This is a genomic window from Maribacter algicola (genome assembly GCF_003933245.1).
GTDB lineage: Bacteria > Bacteroidota > Bacteroidia > Flavobacteriales > Flavobacteriaceae > Maribacter > Maribacter algicola.
In genome coordinates, this window is sequence record NZ_QUSX01000001.1 from 693,342 (window position 1) to 716,768 (window position 23,427).

The following is a 23,427-nucleotide window of genomic DNA, read 5'->3' on the forward strand; positions in this document are numbered from 1 at the left end:
ATTCTTCAAAAAATCCATTCAACGGGGTTCCTAAAATAGGTTTATCCAATTGTTGGTTGACATCAAAATTCTAAGTTTAAATTATTTTCTAAATAAAAAATTATGAGGAGAATTCCCATGATTATAGGTCTTCTGGTTGTTTTAGGCCTATCTAGCTGTAACTCCAAAAAAGAAACCCACGAGGACCACACCAAATTTTTGGTTACCAGTCCCATAAAAAAAGACACTTCCATTACCAAAGATTATGTAGCGCAAATTCACTCCATTCGACATATTGAATTGAGAGCCCTTGAAAAAGGGTACTTAAAGGAAATTCATGTAGATGAAGGCCAGTTCGTAAAAAAAGGACAAAAGATGTTCAACATCATGCCCAATGTTTATCAAGCCGATTTACAAAAGGCAGAGGCCGAAGCCAAAATTGCCGAAATAGAGCTAAATAACACCCAATTACTGGCCGATGGCAATGTGGTCTCCGCCAATGAGCTTGCCATGGCCAAAGCGACTTTGGAAAAAGCAAAAGCAGAGGTAGCATTGGCCCAGACACATCTTGGATTTACAGATGTTCGCGCACCTTTTGATGGTATCATGGACCACCTTCACGTTCGGGAAGGTAGTTTACTTGATGAAGGGGAGCTATTGACCACCCTATCCGATAATTCCGAGATGTGGGTATACTTTAACGTACCGGAAGCCGAATACCTTGACTATATCATGAGCAAGGATAAAGGCGATAAAAAATCCGTAGGCCTTTTGTTGGCTAACAACAAACAGTTCAATCAAAAGGGTATCGTGCAGACCATTGAAGCCGAATTTAACAATGAAACAGGAAATATCGCCTTTAGGGCCACTTTTCCCAATCCTGATAGAATTCTTAGACATGGTGAGACCGGAAGCATTCTCATGACCATCCCTTTTAAAGATGCTATCATTATTCCCCAAAAGGCCACTTTTGAGATCCTGGACAAAAAATATGTTTTTGTAATCGACGAAGATAACGTGGTACATCAGACTGAAATTACCGTTGCAGCAGAACTTCCACACTTATTTGTTGTTAGTAAAGGCGTAAGTCCAAAAGATAAAATTTTACTGGATGGCATACGAATGGTCAAGAACAAGGAAAAAATCAATACCGAGTTTGCGGAGCCGAACGAGGTGATTTCCAAGTTGGCTGTTTATGCCGAATAATCAGAATTAATATAAATTATTATGTTCAGTAAATTTATCAAGAGACCGGTCTTGGCTATTGTCATATCGGTAATAATCGTATTTGTAGGCTTGCTTTCCATAAAGCAATTGCCTATTTCACAGTTCCCAGAAATTGCCCCTACCACGGTAAATATTTTCATTGCCTATCCAGGTTCCAGTGCGGACGTTCTGGTAAAGTCCACACTAATCCCCTTGGAAACGGCCATAAATGGGGTACAGGGTATGCGGTATATCGCTTCCGATGCTACCAGTGCCGGTGAGGCGACCATACGGATTATCTTTGAACCGGGCACAGATCCCGATCAAGCTGTTGTGCGGGTAAAGACCCGTGTGGACCAAGTGATGCCTAACCTGCCCGACCTCGTGCAAAGGGAAGGGGTTATCATAACTCCAATACAGCCCAGTATGCTTATGTACGTTAACCTTTACAGTGATAACGTGGATGACCATGAGCTCTTCCTCTACAACTACGCATATACCAAGATGATTCCAGAGATACAAAGAATTGACGGTATTGCGAGTGCGCAAATATTGGGTAGCCGTAAATACGCGATGCGTGTTTGGTTAAAGCCGGACCGTATGCGGGCATACAATGTTTCTGCCGAGGAAATCCTCACCGCAATGGAGGAACAAAGTATTTTGGCCAGACCGGGTAGGATCGGACAGAGCTCGGGTAAGACCTCGCAATCCTTGGAGTATGTGTTGATGTATCAAGACCGATATAACGAACCCCAACAATACGAGGAAATTATCATCAAGGCCAACGAAGAGGGAGAAATCTTGAAACTTGGTGATTTGGCCGATGTAGAGCTGGGAAGTGAATTTTTCGATATTTATTCCAATCTAGATGGTAAACCATCGGCATCCATAGTTTTGAAACAGACTTTTGGAAGTAATGCCAGTGATGTTATCGATGCCGTAAAGGACAAACTTACCGAACTGGAGAAGGACCTCCCTTCCGGCCTAGATTATAAAATCAGTTACGACGTATCCAGTTTCTTGAATGCTTCCATAGAACAGGTACTGCATACACTAAGGGATGCCTTTATCCTGGTGGCCATTGTGGTATTCCTATTCCTGGGCGATTGGCGTTCCACCTTAATACCCATTATTGCGGTTCCCGTATCCCTCATAGGTGCGTTTTTCGTAATGCAGCTATTTGGTCTGTCCATAAACCTGATAACCTTATTTGCCTTGGTTTTGGCCATTGGTATTGTGGTGGATGACGCCATTGTGGTCGTGGAGGCCGTCCATGCCAAAATGGAAGAAAAACATGTTGGCCCATTCGAGGCCGTTAAGGTGGTCGTCAATGAAATTGGGGGCGCTATCATCGCTATTACCTTGGTAATGGTTTCCGTATTTATCCCCATTGCCTTTATGACCGGACCAGTAGGCGTATTCTATCGCCAGTTTTCCATTACCATGGCAGGATCTATCGTCATTTCCGCAGTAGTGGCCCTTACATTGACACCCGTTCTTTGCGCCATGATCTTAAAAAACAACCATGGAAAGGAAAGAAAGAAATCCCCGCTGGACAAATTTATAGATTGGTTCAACCGTGGATTCGAAAAATTGACCGGTAAATATGGGAAGGTATTGGACCGTATCGTAGCCAGAAGGGTATTGACCTTTGGTATCCTTATTGCATTTTGTGTAGGTATATTTTTCACGAACAAAACCTTGCCCTCCGGATTTATACCCAATGAAGATCAAGGTATGATCTATGCGATTATCCAAACACCTCCAGGATCAACATTGGAACGTACCAATGATGTTGCCAGAAAATTGCAACAGATATGTGAGGAAACAGAGGGTGTGGAGTCGGTTTCATCCCTAGCAGGTTATGAGATTATGACAGAGGGCCGTGGTTCCAATGCGGGTACCTGTTTGATCAACTTAAAACCATGGTCGGAACGGCACCATTCCGTTCATGAAATCATGGAGGAACTGGAAGAGGAAACCAAGGATTTGGGAGCGGTAATCGAATACTTTGAACCACCTGCCGTTCCCGGATTTGGATCTTCCGGGGGGTTTTCCCTTCGTCTTTTGGATAAAACGGACGGAACCGATTACCATGAGTTTGAACGTATCAACAATGACTTCATGGAAGCCCTATCGGAAAGGAAGGAGATTATCGGACTTTTCACTTTCTACTCTGCCAACTATCCGCAATATGAATTGAAGATCAACAACAAAATTGCTATGCAGAAGGGAGTGAGTATAGACAAGGCCATGGAAAACCTGAACATTTTGATCGGGAGTACCTATGAGCAAGGTTTTATTCGTTTTGGAAGGTTCTTCAAGGTATACACCCAAGCCGCTCCCGAGTACAGAGCGTTGCCATCCGATCTGGAAAAATTGTTCGTAAAGAACGAGGAAGGCGAAATGGTACCCTACTCTGCGTTTATGACGATGGAAAAACGTTTGGGACCCAATGAAATTACCCGGTACAACCTTTACAATTCGGCATCCATCAGAGGACTTCCTGCAAAAGGATTTACAAGTGGCGATGCCATTGAAGCGATCAAGGAGGTAGCGGAAAAAACGCTTCCACGCGGATATGATGTAGATTGGGAGGGTCTATCCTATGATGAATCAAGAAGAGGAAATGAATCGCTTTATGTATTCATAGTAGTTTTAATTTTCGTCTATTTTGTTCTCGCTGCCCAATACGAGAGTTTCCTTTTACCTTTTGCAATTTTACTCTCACTGCCCGTAGGTATTTTTGGGTCCTTTGTAATGCTCAAGGCGATGGGACTTGCCAATGACGTCTATGCCCAAATAGGACTTATCATGTTGGTAGGTCTACTTGGAAAAAACGCGGTGCTGATCGTGGAGTTCGCCGTTCAGAAAAGGCGGCAGGGGAGTACTATTTTGGCCTCCGCCATTGAAGGGGCCAAAGTTCGGTTTAGACCCATTCTTATGACTTCCTTCGCCTTCATCGCCGGACTTATACCTTTGGTCATCGCACACGGAGCGGGCGCTATAGGTAACAGGACCATTGGAGGTTCTGCCATGGGCGGAATGCTGATGGGAACCCTCTTCGGTGTACTGATCATTCCTGGTCTTTACTATATTTTCGCCAAAATGGCGGATGGCCGAAGTCTCATTAAAGGTGAATCCAGCGAACCTGTTTCTGAGGAGTTCATGAGAATTTCTGAAGAAGAAAGCAGGACCAAAACGGCCCTAAGGGAAATGAAAAAACTCTTGAAAAAACTAACAAAAAGAAACGACGATGAATAACTGCAGAATACCTAAAATCAAAAGCTCTAGTTCGCTTTTCGTCTGTATAGTATTATTGGGCCTTTTACATTCCTGTGTTCCCAGCAGATCATTAAAGCAGGAGGACAAAAGCCTTCCAAAAACCTATCGCTCTTTGTCCAATGACACCTTGAACACCGCAAAAACAAAGTGGCGGGAATTCTTTTCCGATCCCTACCTTGTATCGTTGATCGATACTGCCTTGGTAAACAACCAAGAGCTGAATATTATGCTGCAACAGATCGATGTTGCACAAAATGAAGTGAAGGCAAGAAAGGGGGAATACCTACCTTTTGTTGATGTCAAAGCAGGTGCTGAAGTCGAAAAAGTGGGGGAATACACCCGAAACGGTGCGGTTGAAAAAAACCTGAACATTCGGGAGGATGAGAAATTTCCAGAGCCTTTGACAAATTATTCCACCGGGATTTTCGCTTCTTGGGAACTGGATGTTTGGAAAAAGTTACGAAACTCAAAAAAGGCAGCGGTCATGGAGTATTTGGCTACCGTAGAGGGCAAAAACTTTATGGTCACAAGTCTCATTGCAGAGATAGCCGATTCCTATTACGAGCTGATCGCTTTGGACAATCAATTGGCCATTATTGAGCAAAACCTTGAAATACAAGGAAATGCCTTAAGGATGGTACGTCTTCAAAAGCAGGCGGCAAGGGCAACCGAACTTGCGGTACGTAGGTTTGAGGCCGAAGTCCTAAAGAACCAAAGCCATAAATTTGAGGTGCAGCAGCAGATCGTAGAGACGGAGAACAAACTGAATTTTCTTATCGGTAGGTCACCCCAACGAATCGAAAGAAATTCCGAGGGATTCATAGAAAGTCCGATCGACCCGATTAATGCCGGTATACCTGCACAATTGCTTCAGAACAGGCCCGATATCCGCAAGGCGGAATTTGAGTTGGAGGCTGCCAAACTGGACATTAAGGTGGCGAGAGCCAATTTTTATCCTTCGATTGGGATAAAAGCCGGGGTGGGACTTCAGGCATTTAAACCCAAATACCTGACAGAAACCCCGCAGTCCCTTTTATATTCGGCGGTGGGCGATTTGGTTGCCCCCTTGATAAACCGAAATGCCATCAAGGCCGAATACAATACGGCGAATGCCAGACAGGTACAGGCGGTCTATGAATATGAAAAATCGATTCTTCAAGGCTACATTGAGGTTGCGAATCAATTATCCAACATTGAAAACCTCAAAAAAACCTATGATTTAAAGGCCCAGCAGGTAGAGGCCTTAACGGAATCCATAAACCTTTCAACCCAATTGTTCCAATCGGCAAGAATTGAATACATAGAGGTTTTGTTTACCCAAAGGGAGGCGCTTGAATCCAAAATGGAACTGGTGGAAACCAAAAGGGACCAGTTGGTGGCACGTGTAGATATCTACAAGGCCCTAGGTGGTGGATGGAATTAGCTGTCACCCCGAAACCATTAAAAAAGCCTCCGAATATCGGAGGCTTTTTCATTCAATCCCTCCATTTGCAGTCTTTACTTGCCCCATTCAAGTTAAACAACATATTAAAGAGCCTGTTGCCGCTGGCTCTTTTTTATTGATTTTTTGATTTTCGCTCAAAAGCAATCCTTTACAAGAACGAGGTACGTTACCCCTACTTTATGATTAGTTTAATTTAAAATGAGGTATGTGACCATCCATCCACACTTTTTGGTGTCCCAAAGAAGGAAAAATGGTTTTTACCGATTATTTCCCTCTGGTGTTCGAAGAGTTTGCCTAGAATGCGTCTGTTGTACCTACTTTAGTGGCATACTTAAACAAACACCAAATCCAATACATTATGAAAAAGTGTTTCATCCTTCTTGCCATTTATACTTTGTTACTTCTTTTTTACTAGAAGCGTTTCATTCCTATTTGTACTTTCTCTATTCCGGCTTCAGTTCCGAATGAGTAATTGAGTTCTTTTTTTCGGAAAAAACCCTATTGCTCGTTTTCATGTCCGCATAGCGCGGATCGGGAATGTAATCCTCCTTTCGCATCTTGACCACCTCGATGCTCAAAAAATCGAACTCGCTCACCACCTTTCCGTAAAAGCGATAAATGCCCCTACCCCTAAAAAAGTACTTGGCCGCTACGGGCGGAAAAAGGACCGTATCGAAAACCATCCCCTGCTGATCCACCAATGTGGCAAAATGCATGCGCTTTCCTGTATGGGTACTCGTATTTTTCACCGTAACCAAATACCCATAAATGTCTATATAACCGTTTACATAATTCATTAAATCTTTACTCCCGTTGGTGTTTTTTGGAGGTTCCGCCAAGAGTTCGAACGGACTGCACAGACAAAAACCCAACAGTTCCAATTGGGTAAAGGCGTCCTCTTGATTACTGGTATGCAATTGAGGAATCTTAAAATTTTGATGTACGGCCGGAAAAAGCTTTGGATGTTCCAACTTTGTTCCTTTGTTCAAAAACAAATGGGCCTTCCACAATAATTGATGCTTGTTGATTCCCGTAAACCGGAATGCATCGATCCGTATGAGAATACTTATCTGTTCTATGGATATGACCACACGATCCAAAAAATCCTCCAAGGAGGCAAACTTCCCTTCCCGAGTCCTTTCCCTTAGGATACGTTCCGCAACCCTGCTTTCCAAATCCCGCAAATAGCCCAGTCCCAAGTAAATAGATTTGCCATAAATAACATTGTTATGGTTGCTTTTATTAACACACGGTGGATGAATTGTCGCCCCCAGCATCCGGGCTTCGTGCACATAGAATTCCGCACGGTAGAAACCTCCTCCGTTATTGAGAACCGCCACCATATACTCCAACGGATAATAGGCCCTTAAAAACAGGGTTTGATAGCTTTCCACTGCGTATGAGGCAGAATGCCCTTTTGCAAAGGCATAGCCGGCAAAACTGGCTATCTGCTCCCAAACCTCAAAAATAACACTATCCGGTTCTCCCTTTTTTCGGCAATTTTCGATAAATTTTAAACGTACCTTTTCAAATTCTTCCCGCGAGCGAAACTTTCCGCTCATCCCTCGTCGTAACACATCGGCTTCGCCCAAATCAAGGTCGGCAAAATAATGGGCTACTTTGATTACATCTTCCTGATACACCATGACCCCGTAGGTCTCCGGCATAATATTTAGCATCACGGGATGTGCCTTCTCTGCTGTTCTCCCCTTTTCCCTATGCCTGAGTATATATTCACGCATCATACCGCTTTTGGCTACCCCGGGCCTAATGATGGAACTGGCGGCCACAAGGCCCAGATAATTATCCACCTCCAATTTTTTCAATAACATTCGCATGGCGGGGGATTCTACATAAAAACATCCCATGCATTGGGCCGTCTTGATAAGGTTGTTGATTCTGGGGTCCTTTTTGAACTTTTTGACATCGTGGATGTCGATTTCTTCGGTATTGCCAATACGGTTATAGGCGATGATCTCCAAGGACTCCTTGATCTTTGACAATCCCCTTTGACCCAAAATATCGAACTTATACAATCCTACATCCTCAGCTATGACCATATCAAACTGTGTGGTAGGAAACCCTTTAGGGGGCAAATGCGTGGCCGAAAACCAATGTATGGGCCTTTCACTGATCAAAATACCTCCAGCGTGAATGCTTAGATAATTGGGCATTCCCATGATCAACCTACCATATTTCAACACCAACCGTGCCACCTCATCAAGCTTTCCCGGATCGAACCTTCCTTCGGCGAGAAAATCGATTTCGTTTTTAGGAAGTCCAAATACCTTCCCCAACTCACGGATAACGCCCCTTTCCTTAAAAGTAACGTAGGTACCCAAAAGGGCCACATGCTCAAAACGGTCAAATATATATTGGGTCATCACCGGTCGATCATGGTGTGAAAAATCGATATCAAAATCCGGGGGGTTGGTTCGATAGAGGTTTATGAAGCGCTCAAAATATAGGTCGAGTTCCATGGGGTCCACATCGGTAATCCGCAATAAATAAGCTACAATACTATTCGCGCCACTACCCCTGCCCACATAAAAGAATCCGCGTTTTCGTGCATAGGAAACAATATCCCAATTGATCAGGAAATAGGAAACAAAACCTTTTTCCTTGATCAGCCCCAACTCCTTCTTCAAACGCTCCATGATTTCCTCCCCCACTTCCTGGTAACGATACGGCAAGCCTTCGAGACACAAGCGCTCGATCATCCGCTCGTCCTCTTCCTTGGAACCCGTGTAGGTTTGTAGGTTCTGGGAAATTCGTTCCTTGGAAAAATCAAAAGAGATGGAACAGGTATTCAACAACTTTTCCGTGTTTTCAAGAATAAAGGAGTATTCAGAAAAGGCCGCTACTAAATTTTTAATAGGATACATTTTTTCATCCTCGTTGCCTTCCTCCGTTTTGTCCAATTTGCTTAACAGCATATTATTGTCAATGGCCCTTAACAATCTATGGGCATTGAAATCGCCCTTATTCCGGAAGGTCACCGGTTGTTGCACCACCAACTTGTCCCTCAATTCCCTTATCCTCGAAAATGGCAACTTCCGTAAGTCGGCAATCGATATTCCTATAAACTCGTGTGCCTCAAAATGTACTAGTTCATTGAGCAGGACCTTTTCAAAAGGATATACCACATAGGCATTTTGAAAGCGTGGGGCCCGGAAGGGAAATTCCTTTTCCTCATGAAGATGTTTGGATAGGAAATTGTTCAATTCCAAATAACCTTCGTTGTTTTTGGCAATACCTATAAAACAATAATCCACACCATTCCTAAAATCAACCCCCAATAGGGGACTCACATCGTATTCAGGGGCCTTACGTACAAAATTCAGCGCAGCGGACGTGTTGTTGATATCTGTGAGCACCAATTTTGTTACCCCGTTCTTTTGGGCCAGGTCCAATAGTTCCTCCTCGGAAAAGGTTCCGTAGCGCAAACTGTAATATGTGTGACAGTTTAAATAGATAGTTGTTCGTTTTTCGTTGTTTGTTGTTGGTTGTTGGTTGTTGGTTGTTGGTTGTTGGTTGTTGGTAATCAATAACATTTATTTCTAAAAACTAACAACTAAAAACCAATAACTAATTTTTACTGTTTCCTGTGTGCCAGTACAATCGGTGGCCGGCCATCAAACGGATTGTGCATACGCCCAATGGTATTCTTTCCCATGGCGGAGGCACGGATGACACTTTTTTCCCCAAAGCGATTTCGAATATGGTCCATGGCATGGTACAAGTTCAACCGCTCCTCGGTATCGTCAAAAAGATTGATCTGATAATTGCCCGATACCAAATGACTGAACCGAATGCCAATAAGCCTCACCAATAACCTTCGGTTATACAATACCCTGAACAACTCCAAAATTTTGGGAATCAAAATGTGATCGGCACTGGTATAGGGTATCCGTAACTGTTTGGAGTAGGTGTTAAAATCGGAATAACGAATCTTTACCGTAATACAGGCCGTTAATTTTTCTCCCCTACGAAGCTGGTAGGCCAAATTCTCCGTCATGGCAATAAGGATACCCTTCAGCTTTGCCACGTCAATGGTATCCTGATCAAAGGTACGTTCAGTAGAAATAGACTTTCGCTCACAAAAGGGAACCACTGGGGAATGATCTATTCCGTTGGCCCTTTTCCAAATGACACGGCCGTTTTTTCCCAACACCCTCTGCATAACATCCATAGGCATTTCCTGTATGGTCCGTACCTTTCGCAACCCAAGGTTTCGAAGGGTCTGATACGTCTTATCCCCTACCATGGGAATCTTTTTTATGGAGAGCGGCGCCAAAAAAGGCTTTTCCAGTCCATAATCTATTTTTAATTGATTGTTGGGCTTCGCCTCGTTGGTCGCCACTTTGGAAACCACCTTGTTCACGGATAGGCCAAAGGAAATAGGAAGCCCTGTTTCTTTCGTAATCCTATGCCTCAATTCCGATGCATATTTATAGGCACCAAAAAAACGGTCCATCCCTGTAAGATCCGCATAGAATTCATCGATACTGGACTTTTCAAAAAGGGGCACACTCTCCTTGATAATATCAGTGACCACATCTGAAAATTGACTGTAGGTGCCTGCGTTTCCCCTAATCTGCACCGCTTCGGGGCAAAGTTCCTTGGCCATTTTCATGGGCATGCCGGAATGTACACCATATCCACGGGTCTCATAACTACATGCCGCTACCACGCCACGGTCACTCAGCCCGCCCACAAGAATGGGTTTCTTCAGCAGTTTACTGTCAAGCCTGCGCTCTACGGACACAAAAAACGTATCCAAATCCAAATGTAAAATCGTCTTGTCCATCATCAATCAAAAAGGAAAACTAATTTATGGATTAAATCCATATTATTGGAAATATTCCATAAATTATTTTTGTAGCTAGCGATAGATTATTGCTACATTTAAAATCAAATACTGAAACACAATGAAGTACATAATCAACCTTATTAAAACACTCTCATTTATAGGCCTGGTTTTTCTAACAAGCTGTAAGGAGAAAAAAGAGGAAAATGGAACTATGCAGCCTGAGGATGCCCAAAACCAATGGATACCTATTTTCAATGGTGAAGACCTCAACGGTTGGACCATGAAGATAAGCGGATATCCATTAGGAAAAAATTTCGGGAATACTTTTAGGGTGGAGGACAGTATCTTAAAAATACGCTATAACGCATACGGCCCCGAATTTGGCGAGCGCTTCGGTGCACTTTTCTATGATAAGGAATTGTCCAATTACCGGTTAAAAGTAGAATATCGGTTTGTGGGCGAAACCGCTCCCGGTGCCCCGGAATGGGGCTATAGGGACAGTGGGGTACAAATACACACCCAACCGCCCAGCACCGTTGAATTGAACCAAGGTTTTCCCATTTGTCTGGAGTACAATCTGCACGGGGGCAATGGTACCGATGAACGGCCCTTAGGCGCTATTTGCGGTATAGGTATGAAGGTAGAGATAGATGGGAAACGAAGCGACCTGTTCTGCAACCCGGCCAAAGTGGCCAAAACCTTCCACGGAGATCAATGGATAACGGTTGAAATTGATGTACAAGACGGAAAAATGAAGCATTTTGTGAACGGGGAGGAAATCATGAGCTATACAAATCCCGTATATGATCCAGAAAACGAATTTGCAAGGGCCTTTATCAAGGAAGGTGATTCCACGGTAAAAAGTGGCTATATTTCCCTGCAATCCAACAGTCACCCCATCGATTTTAGAAAAATAGAACTTTTACCATACAACTAGCCCAAAAACTACCGTCATGAAAGTATTGGTTTCCTTGAACTTTCCTCCCTTGGGTATAGACATGCTAAAAAAAGAAGGTTTGGATGTTACTGTTTGGATGAATGACATCCCCATGACCAGGGAACAACTCATCCAAGCCACCCAGAAACACGATGTATTATTGTCCTCAAGTATTTATACGTTGGATGCCGATTTTCTAGAACGGAACAAACATTTAAAGCTCATTTCACAGTTTGCCGTGGGCTATAACAATATCGATATAAAGAAAGCGGCAGAATTGGGCATTCCGGTTACCAATACGCCAAATGCCATGACCGATGCCACGGCCGACATCGCTTTTGGTCTGATGATGGCCGTCTCCAGAAAAATGTTCTATATGCATAAAAAAATCATATCAGGGGATTGGGGACATTTTAGGCCACAAGCCAATTTAGGCATAGAACTAAAGGGAAAAACAGTGGGCATTTTGGGGATGGGACGAATAGGAAGTGCATTTGCCAAACGTTGCCATGGAGCTTATGACATGAATGTCATCTATCATAACAGGACACCCAACCCGGAGATGGAAAAAGAGCTAGATGCTAGTTATGTATCCTTTGAGGAATTATTGAAAGAAAGCGATGTACTATCCGTTCATGCCGGGCTTTCAAATGAAACAAAAGGACTTTTTAATGCCGATGCCTTTTCAAAAATGAAACCATCGGCCATTTTTATAAATACGGCCAGAGGAGGTCTTCACGATGAGAAAAGTCTCATCGACGCTTTGCAAAATCATGTCATCTGGGGCGCCGGTCTCGATGTTACCAACCCAGAGCCCATGAAGAAAAACAATCCCCTATTGCATATGGAAAATGTGGCGATCACTCCCCACATCGGTTCCGCAACCATAGAAGCTCGCAACGAAATGTCACGATTGGCAGCTTTGAACATCATTCAATTTTCAAAGGGAGAACCGTTGACCAATCTAGTTAACCCTGAAATATAAATTCTGATTGATACCTCTCTTTTATGGGACCGGAAATAAATTTTAAATTTCGACCATAACTTTATCCCCACTTTTTGCCGCCTTAAAAATGGCATCGATGATTTTCATGTCCTTCACCCCTTCTTCCCCATCAACTGGCACTATAGGTTGTTTTCCCTCAAAAATAAGTTCCGCCATACCGTCCATTTGTAACGTTTGATGGGTATAGTGCGGCTGGTCCAGTTCACCCTTGTGAGTGCGTCCTTGAATGGGCCCGTACCCGGTGGATGGCTTCATTTCCATCCAGCCCTTGGTTCCAGTCATGAAGAATCGGTCCAAATTGTTCATGTTATAAGTAGACAAACAATTGGCAACCGCCCCACTTGGAAAACCCATTTGAAACTGAATCGTCTCATCTACCCCTTCCTTAAACTTCACCGGATCGGTCTTGGTTTCCTGTGCGGTCACCCAGATAGGGTCTTCACCAAGGATATACCTTGCCCCATTAATGGAGTAAATTCCAATATCCATCATGGCACCGCCACCGGCAAGCTCCTTATTTAATCGCCATTGTGTGGGGTCTCCGATCACAAATCCGGACTGACCTTGAAAAAACTTTGGCTGACCAAATTCGCCATCCTTCCGCATTTGGATAACATGCACCGTCTTGGGTTCAAAATGCATCCTATAACCGATCAACAATTTTACGTTGGCCGCCTTACAGGCATCCACCATTCTTTGTCCTTCCTCGGCATTCACTCCCATCGGTTTTTCGCAAATAACGTGCTTTCCAGCCTTTGCCACCCGAATGGTCTGTTCACAATGAAGACCGTTCGGTGTAATTACATAGACTGCATCTATATCGTCATTATCTATTATGGCGTCAAAATTTTCGTAATTGTAACAGTTCTTTTTAGGGATACCGTATTTGGACTGCCAATCGGTAATTTTTGACGGCGTACCGCTAATCACACCCACCAATTTCGCCTTTTTACAATCACGCATGGCTTCCGCGACCCTGGTTCCATAACTACCCAACCCCATAATGGCCACTCTTAAAACGGGACCATCATAATATTCTTTGGACGAAGCGAAAAGTTTTGTTGGATTACTCAGTAACGAAACGCCAAGGGATGAAACCGCTATATTTTCTATGAATTTTCTTCTTGTAGTCATTGTAAGGATGTTTATTTCTATGTCCCATAAAAATAGTGTTTTAAAAAATACAAGGCCATTATCCCCTCTCCAATATTTCCAACTGACAATAGACCAAACCTTTTAGGTTTAACCTGACCCAACATTTTTGAGGAATTGGCGTTATACTTACGACCAGATGTTTTTATAGCTTTATTCAACATAACAAAGTGCTACTATTTTGATTTTCAGATTATACATGAAATCCTTTCTAATTACATTATTGTTTTGTTTCAATTGTACTATTGGCAATTCACAGGAAGGCAAATCCAGCATTCAGATAACGAACCCAGACCAAAGCACGGTTTGGTCCATACCGCAGGAGGTTTCCTTGGAATGGATTACCCAAAATATTGGTCAGGATAAGTCCATTCGGTTTTTTCTAGTACGTAACGAAATGGTGGTACAGGAACTGGGGTCCTTTAAAAACACGGGTATGGCCAGCGGAATAGGACTGGCAAAGAATATTGGATCCGGAAACCAATATCAAGTAGTGGGCATTGAACTGTTTCCAGACGACAAATACAACATTGCCAAGTTCGTAACCCCATTTTTTTCAATTACTAATAAAGCATCGGACGAGCGGAATAAAAAGCGGGAAGAAGCGCAAGAGACAAAGCGGGAATTGACCCGAAAGGAAAAACGAGAACTTAGAAAAAAACAAAGGGATAAAAGAGATAAGATCCAGGCGATTTCCTCCAATACGACGAGTAATCCGCCTAAAAAGGAAAATCCGGTTAGGGCCGAGTTCGAGGGCAGGAAAATTTCCTACACTGAAGAGCTTTCCTTTGACAGTGAGGATATTACCATAAAAATTTGGGACCATGGAAGACAGGATGGGGACATTGTATCCATATACCTAAATGGTTCACCGGTCGTATCCAAACACTATTTGACCTATTACAAGCGCGAATTTAAGGTGAAGCTTAATCCGAATAAATCCAATGATTTGTTCCTTTATGCGCACAATTTGGGCGATGCCCCTCCCAATACGGTTTCCGTGGAAATTTCGGATGGGTCAAAATCCGAAAACTTAATTTTGAACTCGGACCTCCAGAGTTGTGAAGCTGTGATGATCAGCGTGAACAAGTAAAGCCAACTCTAACCCTTTATTCCCCTTTACAAACAAAACAAGTAAGGTTTCCTGTTTGGTGTAATTAAAATGTACTTTTATAAAAGGTACATAATACAGATTACCATGAAAGAAAACCTGAAATTTTGGGCAATATTGAAATTAGGGCCATTTCATAGTATTTTGACATCCCTTTTTGCTATGCTCTTTTGTACAGCAATACACTCCCAAAGGCAAAAGGACTCTTTAGAAATAATAAAACTCTTGGAAAAGGAAGGACTCACATGGCGACTGGGGGACAGGGAAGGACATGCAGAATGCTGGGAAGCTACTCCCAATGCCATCAATGTCATGTCCAGACCGGATGGCAGCTTTATTGATATTCCCGTATCTGTAATGATAGATCCGCCTTCAAATATGATGGGCAATGGAGGGTTTGCTTTTCACAGCAACCACAGAATACGTATTGATGGGAATTCTGCAACAGTAGGACATAATGAAGTTTCGGTGGACGTTCAAGGTAAAGAAAGCCTTTCCTATGAAGTCCGTTTTTTAGAAAAGTTCGATGGTGAATGGAAGATGGTTGGCCAGTCCATGCATTTCTACGATCATCCACCTGAAAACAAAATAGATACGACCAGCTACATACAAACCGTAGACATTGAAACGGGTCTCATCGAAACCGTATTGAGCATAAACAACCATTTTGAGGCTCCAAATTGGCATCCGGATGGCCATCTCATAGTAAATAGCAAAGGATTGCTATACACCTTGGATTTAAAAACAACGGATTTAAAAAAATTAGATACCGGTTTTGCCGATAAATGCAACAATGACCATGGCATTTCGCCAGATAATAAGTGGTTGGCCCTAAGCCACAACGACAAAGAAAACCCTTCCTCCAAATCCTATAAATCGGCCATCTTCATCATGCCCATAAAGGGCGGGGAACCAAAGCGCATAACCGCTAACGTTCCTTCTTATTGGCATGGCTGGTCACCAAACGGAAAAACACTTGCCTATTGTGCGGAACGTAATGGCAATTATGACGTATATACTATTGGTGTCAATGGCGGCAAGGAAAAAAGACTTACCACTGCAGAGGGATTGGACGATGGCCCAGAGTATTCCCCAGATGGAAAGTATATCTACTTTAATTCCTACAGAACAGGACACATGCAAATTTGGAGGATGTTGGCCAATGGTAAAAGACCGGAACAGTTGACATTCGATGAAAATTCTAATTGGTTCCCGCACCCATCACCGGATGGAAAATGGATTGTCTATATCGCCTATACTACCGACCAAAAACAAAGTCACCTGTTTGGAAAACAGGTCAAACTCAGACTTATGGACTTGAAAACCAAGGAAATTCGAGATATTACCCCCGTTTTCTTTGGAGGCCAAGGAACCATTAATGTTCCATCTTGGAGTCCGGACAGTAAAAAGTTGGCCTTTGTGAGCTATTCGGTCAATTAAAATCTTTGCTTTATCCTTCTATAATAAACTATTGCGCAAACACCTTATATCTTATGCGACCGTTCCTATTGTGCCAAAGGTATGGTGAAATTAAAAGTCGGCACTAATAGACTATGCTGTCCGATGCCACGGGTGGCAAGGTATAATTACCATACTCCAAAATTGTTTTTCCTTCCCCAAGGGTAAGTGTGCCGGTTTTATCCGCCACGGTATTGAACAAAAACACTTTTTTCAATTGCCCGAAATTACCTAGTTTGGGCAAATGTTCTTCCTCAAAGCTTGTATGGGAGATATTAAGGCTTTTTAGATGTGGCAAGGATGCCAATAGCCCTATTTGGTCTCCAGTTATAAGGGTATTGTCTAGCTTTAAAATGGTAAGGTTGGGTAGGGACGCTAGTTTATTGAAAATAGCGTCCGAAATTTGAGTGCCTCCCAAATCCAACACTGCAATCTGCTCCTTAATGGGCAATAGATATTCAAAATTGGAATCCTCGAAACTTGGTAGGTTCAACGCCGACACTTTCAAATAATTGGTAATCCCACTGATGGCTTCCACATGTAGTCCGGTTTCTTTGACTTTTAAAATACTGTCCCTATGGGCTTCTTCAACGGTTGTATCCGGATAATCGAACTCCTTCGTTTTGGGAAAAAAGGATGCAAACAGCGATTTTTCCAAACCCATTTCCCCAATGGTCTTGTCAAAGGACATGCCGTTTTCAATCCAAACTCCGATCAAAGCCACTTCTTCCTTGGTCGGTTGTCTTTTTCCGTCGGGGGGCATATGCTTGTCGTCTTCCTTTGGTAGTTCCATCCTTTTAAAAAGATCGCTGCTTTCTGGGTGGTTGGCCTTTACTACAGGGGCATTTTCACCACTTGTCTCAATGCCCTCCCGCGTATTCAAAAGCAGATCGCCCTTTGCCTTTTTGGGGTTATGGCAACTCACGCAATTGTTGTTCAAAATGGGTTGTACAACATCGGTATAGAGTATGGCATTTTGCCAATCCTCTTCGGATAGTACAATTTCCTTTTCCTCGAAAACTTCGTACCCAAGGGCAGCTTTTAGGGAATTGGGCAAAGGTTCTATCAAATAATCTTCTCCATGGGTAATGTTACCGCCCTGATGCCCGGTAAAGGATATCAGGATAAAAATAAGTCCGGCAAATGCGGCCGTAGGGATGTTTCCCAAGCGCTTAGCCAACGGAATTTCCCCAAGTCTCAGCCACATGATAAAACAAAATAGCGCAGTGGCGACACCGGACCAAAGATGCCATGCGACCGATTCGTACGAAAAGCCTTCGCCCTGATATTGTAAATACCCGGTAAGGCAGGCCATCACAGCGGCAAAACCGGCCCATAAATAGATGGTGGCAATGACTTTTCCCAATTGCTTACGTTTACGGTCATAGACCTGAAGAAGTAGGCCAAGAATGATGAAACCGATTGGCAAGTGTACTATGAGCGGATGTAGCCTTCCCAGAAGTTGTTTTAATATATCCATTCTTTATCTACCGAAGCCCCAATCGCTCCTTGATTATTTTCATCATATATAAATTCGCCTGCCATTGATCGGACACAGGTATTTTTGTATAAGGCAAGGTGGGCATATAGTTTGGAGGCCCAAACTCCGTTGTAAGCGTAAACGAATCGTGCGTTTTCCAATGCTTTCGAATCAACTCCTCCCAAATATCCAAATGTCTCTCCACGGCCAATTTCCATTCGGGTGCCCTGGGGTCGTTGACCTGCGGTCCTTCGGCATGGCCCACCCTAGCATGCAAGTGACCTGAACGTGATATCACCTCCTTTAAATCCTCCCCGTTGTTTTCCAACAACGACTCATGGACGACCATCCAGTGGCTGATATCAAGGTTCAATTTTAGTTCTGGGATTTGGGAAAGATAGTTTTGGGTATCGGGCAGGTTAAAACTGAATCGACCCCGGTGGGTTTCATGGTAAATTGGAATATCGTGCTTCTTGGAAATTTTATTCGCTACCTCTATAAAGGCCTTGTTCTGTTCAAATGAAAAAAAGTCGCTCCCAGTATGGCAATTGATGTACATAGGGGACAAAGCGACCAATTTTTCAAGATGATTTTCATACGCTTTTAGGCTTTCTTCAAATGGCAGGGACTTATTGGTTCCGTTCAGGAAACCAACCAGCAGCCCATGTTTGCTAAGGGCTTCCATAAGCTCCTTTTGTTCCTTTTCGGTACCCGGCAGCCAAACTTCTATTCCGTCATAGCCCGCCGCTTTTGTCCTTTCACAGAATGCATCCATGGTATCAGTGCGGCCCCAATCGGTTTGGAAGAAAAGTACCTTTTTTTCAACTTGGGCCATACCTTTCATACTAAGCAGCGATGATATTGCTAAAATTATGGCCAAGTAACGTGAAGCGTTCATAAACTCTAATTTATTGATTCCGAAATTTTCATTATCAGGCCAGGATTTGATGGATGACCTCGCCCTCCACATCCGTCAACCGGAAAGGCCTTCCTTGAAAATCGAAGGTAAACTGTTCGTGGTCGAAGCCCAATAGGTGCAAAATAGTGGCATGCACATCGTGCACCGATACCCTACCGTCCACACCAGAGAATCCAATTGCATCGGTCTGCCCGTGCGACGCCCCTTTTTTGATTCCGCCACCTGCCATCCACATGGTAAAGGCGTCGCCATGATGGTCCCTTCCTTTAAAGCCCATGGTCTTTCCTTCCCTGTTTTCCTGCATCGGCGTCCTCCCAAATTCACCGCCCCAAACGACCAAGGTGTCCTCCAACAAACCTCGTTGTTTCAGGTCCAACAACAACGCGCTCATCGGCCTGTCTATCTCCCTACACTTGTTTTTCAATCCTAGGTCCACGGCGGTACTTGGGTCCGTGCCATGGGCGTCCCAGCCCCAATCGAACAACTGGACGAAACGAACACCGTCCTCCACCAGTTTTCTTGCCAAAAGGCAATTGTTCGCAAAGGATTCCTTACCGGGTTCCACACCGTACATTTCCTTGATATAATCGGGCTCATTGTTTATGTTCATAACCTCCGGAACGGCAATTTGCATTCTGTAGGCCATTTCATATTGGTTGATACGGGCCAGAATTTCAGGGTCGGCATATTTGGCGTATTCCTTTTTATTGATCTCGTTGATGGCCTGTAGGGTCTTCTTCTTTAGGTCACGCGTGATTCCATCAGGATCTTCTATATACAGCACCGGGTCTCCTTTGGACCGGCATTGCACCCCTTGGTATACCGATGGCAAAAAGCCGCTTCCCCAAACACTTTTTCCAGCACTTGGTGCTTTTCCTCCCGAAGTAAGCACTACAAAACCGGGAAGGTTCTGGTTTTCCGAACCGAGACCATAGGTGACCCATGAACCGATACTGGGCCTACCCAACCTTGGACTGCCGGTATGCATGAACAATTGCGCCGGACCGTGATTGAACTGGTCCGTATGCACGGCCTTCAAAAAAGCGACCTCGTCAACTACCTTCTTAAAATGGGGCAGGTTGTCCGATACCCAATTCCCGGATTCTCCCTCCTGCTTGAAAGTTGCCTGTGGCCCCAATAATTTTGGGGTACCGCGGATGAAGGCAAATTTCTTTCCTTCCAAAAGCGATTGGGGACATTCTTGATTGTTCAATTTGGCCAGTTCCGGTTTGTAGTCGAACATCTCCAATTGGGAAGGGGCCCCGGCCATGTGCAAATAAATAACGTTCTTCACACGGGGCGAAAAAGGTGGTGGCAACGTAGCCAAGGGATTTAGATCACGTTCTGTGAAACCGGAGGCTGCGCCCGATGCTTTTTTTGGAGGGCCCAAGGGATCGCATCCCATAAAAATGGAGCCAAGGGCGAGACCGCCCATACCGGTGGCGCATTGTTTAATGAAATGGCGTCTTGTCTTGACCTCCAGTTCCCGTTGAATCTTTTCTGCTATAAGTCTATCGATATTGGGCTTCATATTCCTACTGATACATTTTAATTATGCCTTGGTCAAAAATTCGTCCAGGTTCATGATGGCATTGGCCACTACGGTCAAGGCCGCTATTCTGTTTGACGGTCTTTCGCTCAGGCCCAAAAAATTTAGTTCCGTTTCCATTCCCGATTCAAAATCCATCAGGGCATCGTCATAAAGAGTTTTCAGCACGACCAGTTTTTCTTGATCGATCTTGGAGAGGGTCGCCTTTTCAAATCCCCATGCAATTCCTTCTTCCACATTGTCCCTGTCCATCATTTTGGCAAATTCAAAGGCCGCTTCCAAATAAACGGGGTCGTTCATGGTGACCAAGGCCTGTAAGGGGGTATTGGTGACGGTTCTGCGGATGGTGCAGACCTCCCGGCTACCGGCATCAAAGGTTATAAAGGAAGGATACGGGCTGGTCCTTTTCAGATAGGTATAAATGGCCCTTCTATACCTGTCCTCGCCCTTGCTTTCCACCCAACTTTCATTGCTGTAAACGGATTGCCAGACACCATCGGGTTGCGGGGGCATGACACCCGGGCCGTACATCTTGTCGCTCAACAGGCCAGAAACCGCCAATGCCTGATCTCGTATCTGTTCTGCCGATAACCGTATCCTGGGGCCGCGGGCATACAATTCATTGTGGGGATCCTTTTGGTACATATCCGGTGTCGCAACGGAACTTTGTCTGTATGTACCTGACATTACGATTTCCTTGACGAGCAATTTGATATGCCACTCTTGTTCGTTCATAAAACGTAAGGACAGCCAATCCAGCAATGCCGGATGGCTTGGTGGATCGGACTGGGTTCCCATATCTTCCAGGGAAACAACGATCCCCCTTCCAAAAATCTGATGCCACACCCTGTTTACCAAGGTTCTGGCGGTCAAAGGATTCTCCTTGCTGACCAACCACTTGGACATCCCCAAACGGTTCTCAGGCCATTCCGGTGAAAACGGGTTCAAGGATTTGGGCGTTCCCGGTCGCACCGTATCGCCAAGGGTCATCCAACTGCCCCGCTCAAAGATCTGTGTCGCCCTCGCCATTTGTTCGTTATTTTCGACCATAATGGGCAGTTTATCGGTTTTGGCATTCAACAGATCCAAAAAGGTTTCGTTCACTTGGTCATGGCCGGGCTTGTTCGATCCGGGTATATCTTCCAAAAAGGCGAACCAAGTTATGAAGCTGGTGGAAACCTGCTCCTTTATGTTATCGTTCGTTGCCTCGATGTATAGATCGACCGGCCCATCGATTGGTTTGAAAGGTATCCTTCGGATAGACCTGCCCTCCATTTTATCGATTTTGAACCGGGCCAGTATTTGGCCCTGGGCATCGTTCTGCCGTACGGTCATTACAGTACCGTTCAAAGGGGCACTGTATTCCATATACATATAGGATGCCCCGTTGGTATGGATGTTTTTAAGTTCACAGGAACCGTCTTTCCAAAGGGCAAGATATTTGGTGTCCGCAAGCTCCCCCTTCACAAAGTTCTTGGCATTGTGCGCCAAATATTTAGGTTCCTTAAAAAGAAGAAAGTCGGCATACTTTTGGGCCGTTCTTTGGTTGCCGTACTCCTGTATCCAAGAAAGGACCTCCTCCCTGCTTTTTAATTGTGCTTCATCAAAAAAGCGGATGTTAGGACTTTCGTCCGGGGTATCCTCGTCCCGTGTATTGTTAAAAAAGGCGAGACTTTTATAATATTCCTCAAATTTGAAGGGGTCATAGGGATGGGAGTGACATTGTACGCACTCCATCGTAGTACTTTGCCAAACGGAATAGGTAGTGTTCACACGGTCCATTACCGCGGCCACTCGAAACTCCTCGTCGTCCGTACCGCCCTCATCATTGTTCATAGTGTTCCTGTGAAACGCCGTGGCGATCAATTGGTCCACGGAAGGATCTGGCAATAGGTCGCCCGCCAACTGCTCTATGGTAAACTGATCATAGGGCATATCTTTGTTGAAGGCGTCTATGACCCAATCCCTGTAGCGCCACATGGTTCTTCCATTGTCCTTTTCATAGCCCTTTGTATCCGCATACCTGGCCAGGTCCAGCCACCAGCTAGCCCATTTTTCGCCAAAGGTCTTTTGGGACAACAAGGTGTCCACCACATTCTCATAGCTAAGTTTTCCATCGATAAAATCGCTATATAGTTTTTCCGAAGGTGGCAGGCCCGTAATGTCAAAGGCCAGTCTTCTTATCAGGACATGTTCGTCGGCAGGGACATTTGGTGAAATTCCTTTATTTTCCAACCGGGCCAACACAAAGTTGTCGATCTCGTTTTGTAAAAAACCGTCCACGCCTTCGTCTACCATACCCGCTTTTTGCGTAATTGGCGGTACAGCCACTTCCTTTGGTAAGGAGTACGCCCAGTGCTCCCCCCATTTGGCACCTTGGTCTATCCATTTTGAAAGTAGTTCGATTTCCTCCTCCGTCAATCTTGGTTTCTCATAGGGCATCCTAAGTTCAGGGTCCTCTTCCTTCAACCGTTTGATAAATTCACTGCCGGAGGCATCCCCGGGGATTATGGCAGGTTTCCCGGATTCCGTAGCGGCAAAGGCCTCTTCCTCAAAAAGTAGGCTGAAACCCCCACTTTTCTTGACCCCACCATGACAGGTGATACACTTGGTGTTCAAGATGGGTTTTATCTGCGTGCTGAAATCAACCTGATCGGAAGCAGTATTACAGGAATACAAAAGACCACTAAGGATGCATAAAAATAACGCCCTTAACCCTTTATTGTATATACTTTGATTATGCATGTCTTAATCCGGTTAATTTACTAAAAGATACTAAAACTGTCGTTTAAACCTGTTTCAAAATCCAAGGTTAATATTACCAAATTATTCAAAAAAAAATATGGATAAATCAACTGCATGTATGGATAAGATGTAACCTATATAATTTAACCTGTTATATTTGACACCCAAAAAAATCCTTTTATTGTATTCAGCAATAAAATTAGCTCGTACCAATTGTATAAAGCCTATTTACTTAACTGCCTTAACTAAAATAGCCACATTTATTGTTATTCTTTACGAATAAAAGGTGAGCGACAAAAAAATATTAAGAAGTCATTGTAAATCCATTTTGGATACCCTCTAA

14 protein-coding genes are annotated in these 23,427 nt (G+C 44.0%); 7 read left to right on the forward strand and 7 right to left on the reverse strand.

The window, feature by feature from the left end:
- Window positions 1-102: 102 nt before the first annotated feature.
- Genes DZC72_RS02960 through DZC72_RS02970 form a run of 3 tightly spaced genes read left to right on the forward strand, consistent with a single transcriptional unit; the run spans window position 103 to window position 5,893 of the window.
- Window positions 103-1,185: an efflux RND transporter periplasmic adaptor subunit gene (locus tag DZC72_RS02960; RefSeq protein ID WP_125221404.1), complete on the forward strand. Its 1,083-nt coding sequence runs from the start codon at window positions 103-105 to the stop codon at window positions 1,183-1,185.
- A gap of 21 nt (window positions 1,186-1,206) precedes the next feature.
- Complete coding sequence (locus DZC72_RS02965) at window positions 1,207-4,449, forward strand: efflux RND transporter permease subunit (RefSeq protein ID WP_125221405.1); 3,243 nt, start codon at window positions 1,207-1,209, stop codon at window positions 4,447-4,449.
- Entirely contained in the window at window positions 4,442-5,893 is a 1,452-nt protein-coding gene (locus DZC72_RS02970; RefSeq protein ID WP_125221406.1) for a TolC family protein, read from the forward strand. The genes DZC72_RS02965 and DZC72_RS02970 overlap by 8 nt, the downstream gene beginning before the upstream one ends.
- Window positions 5,894-6,357: 464 nt before the next feature.
- Here DZC72_RS02970 and DZC72_RS02975 read toward each other — a convergent pair whose 3' ends face one another.
- Window positions 6,358-9,390, reverse strand: a complete 3,033-nt coding sequence (locus DZC72_RS02975) for a DNA polymerase III subunit alpha (RefSeq protein ID WP_165869298.1) — start codon at window positions 9,388-9,390, stop codon at window positions 6,358-6,360.
- 119 nt (window positions 9,391-9,509) lie between these two features.
- A complete protein-coding gene (dinB, locus tag DZC72_RS02980) occupies window positions 9,510-10,724 on the reverse strand; it encodes a DNA polymerase IV (RefSeq protein ID WP_125222577.1) in 1,215 nt (404 codons plus the stop codon).
- A gap of 121 nt (window positions 10,725-10,845) precedes the next feature.
- On the opposite strand from dinB, the gene DZC72_RS02985 reads away from it, so the two are divergent.
- Window positions 10,846-11,664 carry a 3-keto-disaccharide hydrolase gene (locus DZC72_RS02985; protein WP_125221408.1) on the forward strand — a complete coding sequence of 273 codons (819 nt, stop codon included), beginning with the start codon at window positions 10,846-10,848 and terminating at the stop codon, window positions 11,662-11,664.
- 16 nt (window positions 11,665-11,680) lie between these two features.
- A complete protein-coding gene (locus tag DZC72_RS02990; RefSeq protein WP_125221409.1) occupies window positions 11,681-12,649 on the forward strand; it encodes a 2-hydroxyacid dehydrogenase in 969 nt (322 codons plus the stop codon).
- 42 nt (window positions 12,650-12,691) lie between these two features.
- On the opposite strand, the gene DZC72_RS02995 is transcribed toward DZC72_RS02990, so the two are convergent.
- Window positions 12,692-13,804, reverse strand: coding sequence for a Gfo/Idh/MocA family protein (locus DZC72_RS02995; RefSeq protein ID WP_125221410.1), 1,113 nt, complete (start codon window positions 13,802-13,804; stop codon window positions 12,692-12,694).
- A 217-nt stretch (window positions 13,805-14,021) separates the two neighbouring features.
- Here DZC72_RS02995 and DZC72_RS03000 point away from each other — a divergent pair, with 217 nt between their 5' ends.
- Window positions 14,022-14,915 carry a hypothetical protein gene (locus DZC72_RS03000; RefSeq protein ID WP_125221411.1) on the forward strand — a complete coding sequence of 298 codons (894 nt, stop codon included), beginning with the start codon at window positions 14,022-14,024 and terminating at the stop codon, window positions 14,913-14,915.
- Between the two features lie 105 nt (window positions 14,916-15,020).
- Window positions 15,021-16,373, forward strand: coding sequence for a hypothetical protein (locus DZC72_RS03005; protein ID WP_243641631.1), 1,353 nt, complete (start codon window positions 15,021-15,023; stop codon window positions 16,371-16,373).
- A gap of 103 nt (window positions 16,374-16,476) precedes the next feature.
- Here DZC72_RS03005 and DZC72_RS03010 read toward each other — a convergent pair whose 3' ends face one another.
- The 4 genes from DZC72_RS03010 to DZC72_RS03025 are packed head-to-tail and all read right to left on the reverse strand — an operon-like array spanning window position 16,477 to window position 23,084.
- On the reverse strand, window positions 16,477-17,871 hold the full coding sequence (locus DZC72_RS03010; RefSeq protein WP_125221412.1) for a c-type cytochrome domain-containing protein: 1,395 nt from the start codon (window positions 17,869-17,871) through the stop codon (window positions 16,477-16,479).
- A 7-nt stretch (window positions 17,872-17,878) separates the two neighbouring features.
- Window positions 17,879-18,769 carry a sugar phosphate isomerase/epimerase family protein gene (locus tag DZC72_RS03015; RefSeq protein WP_125221413.1) on the reverse strand — a complete coding sequence of 297 codons (891 nt, stop codon included), beginning with the start codon at window positions 18,767-18,769 and terminating at the stop codon, window positions 17,879-17,881.
- A 34-nt stretch (window positions 18,770-18,803) separates the two neighbouring features.
- The gene (locus DZC72_RS03020) at window positions 18,804-20,321 is read right to left on the reverse strand and encodes a DUF1501 domain-containing protein (protein ID WP_125221414.1); all 1,518 of its coding nucleotides are present in this window, start codon (window positions 20,319-20,321) and stop codon (window positions 18,804-18,806) included.
- Between the two features lie 21 nt (window positions 20,322-20,342).
- Window positions 20,343-23,084 (reverse strand): PSD1 and planctomycete cytochrome C domain-containing protein, encoded by a 2,742-nt coding sequence (locus tag DZC72_RS03025; protein ID WP_125221415.1) that lies wholly within the window; start codon window positions 23,082-23,084, stop codon window positions 20,343-20,345.
- Window positions 23,085-23,427: the final 343 nt, after the last annotated feature.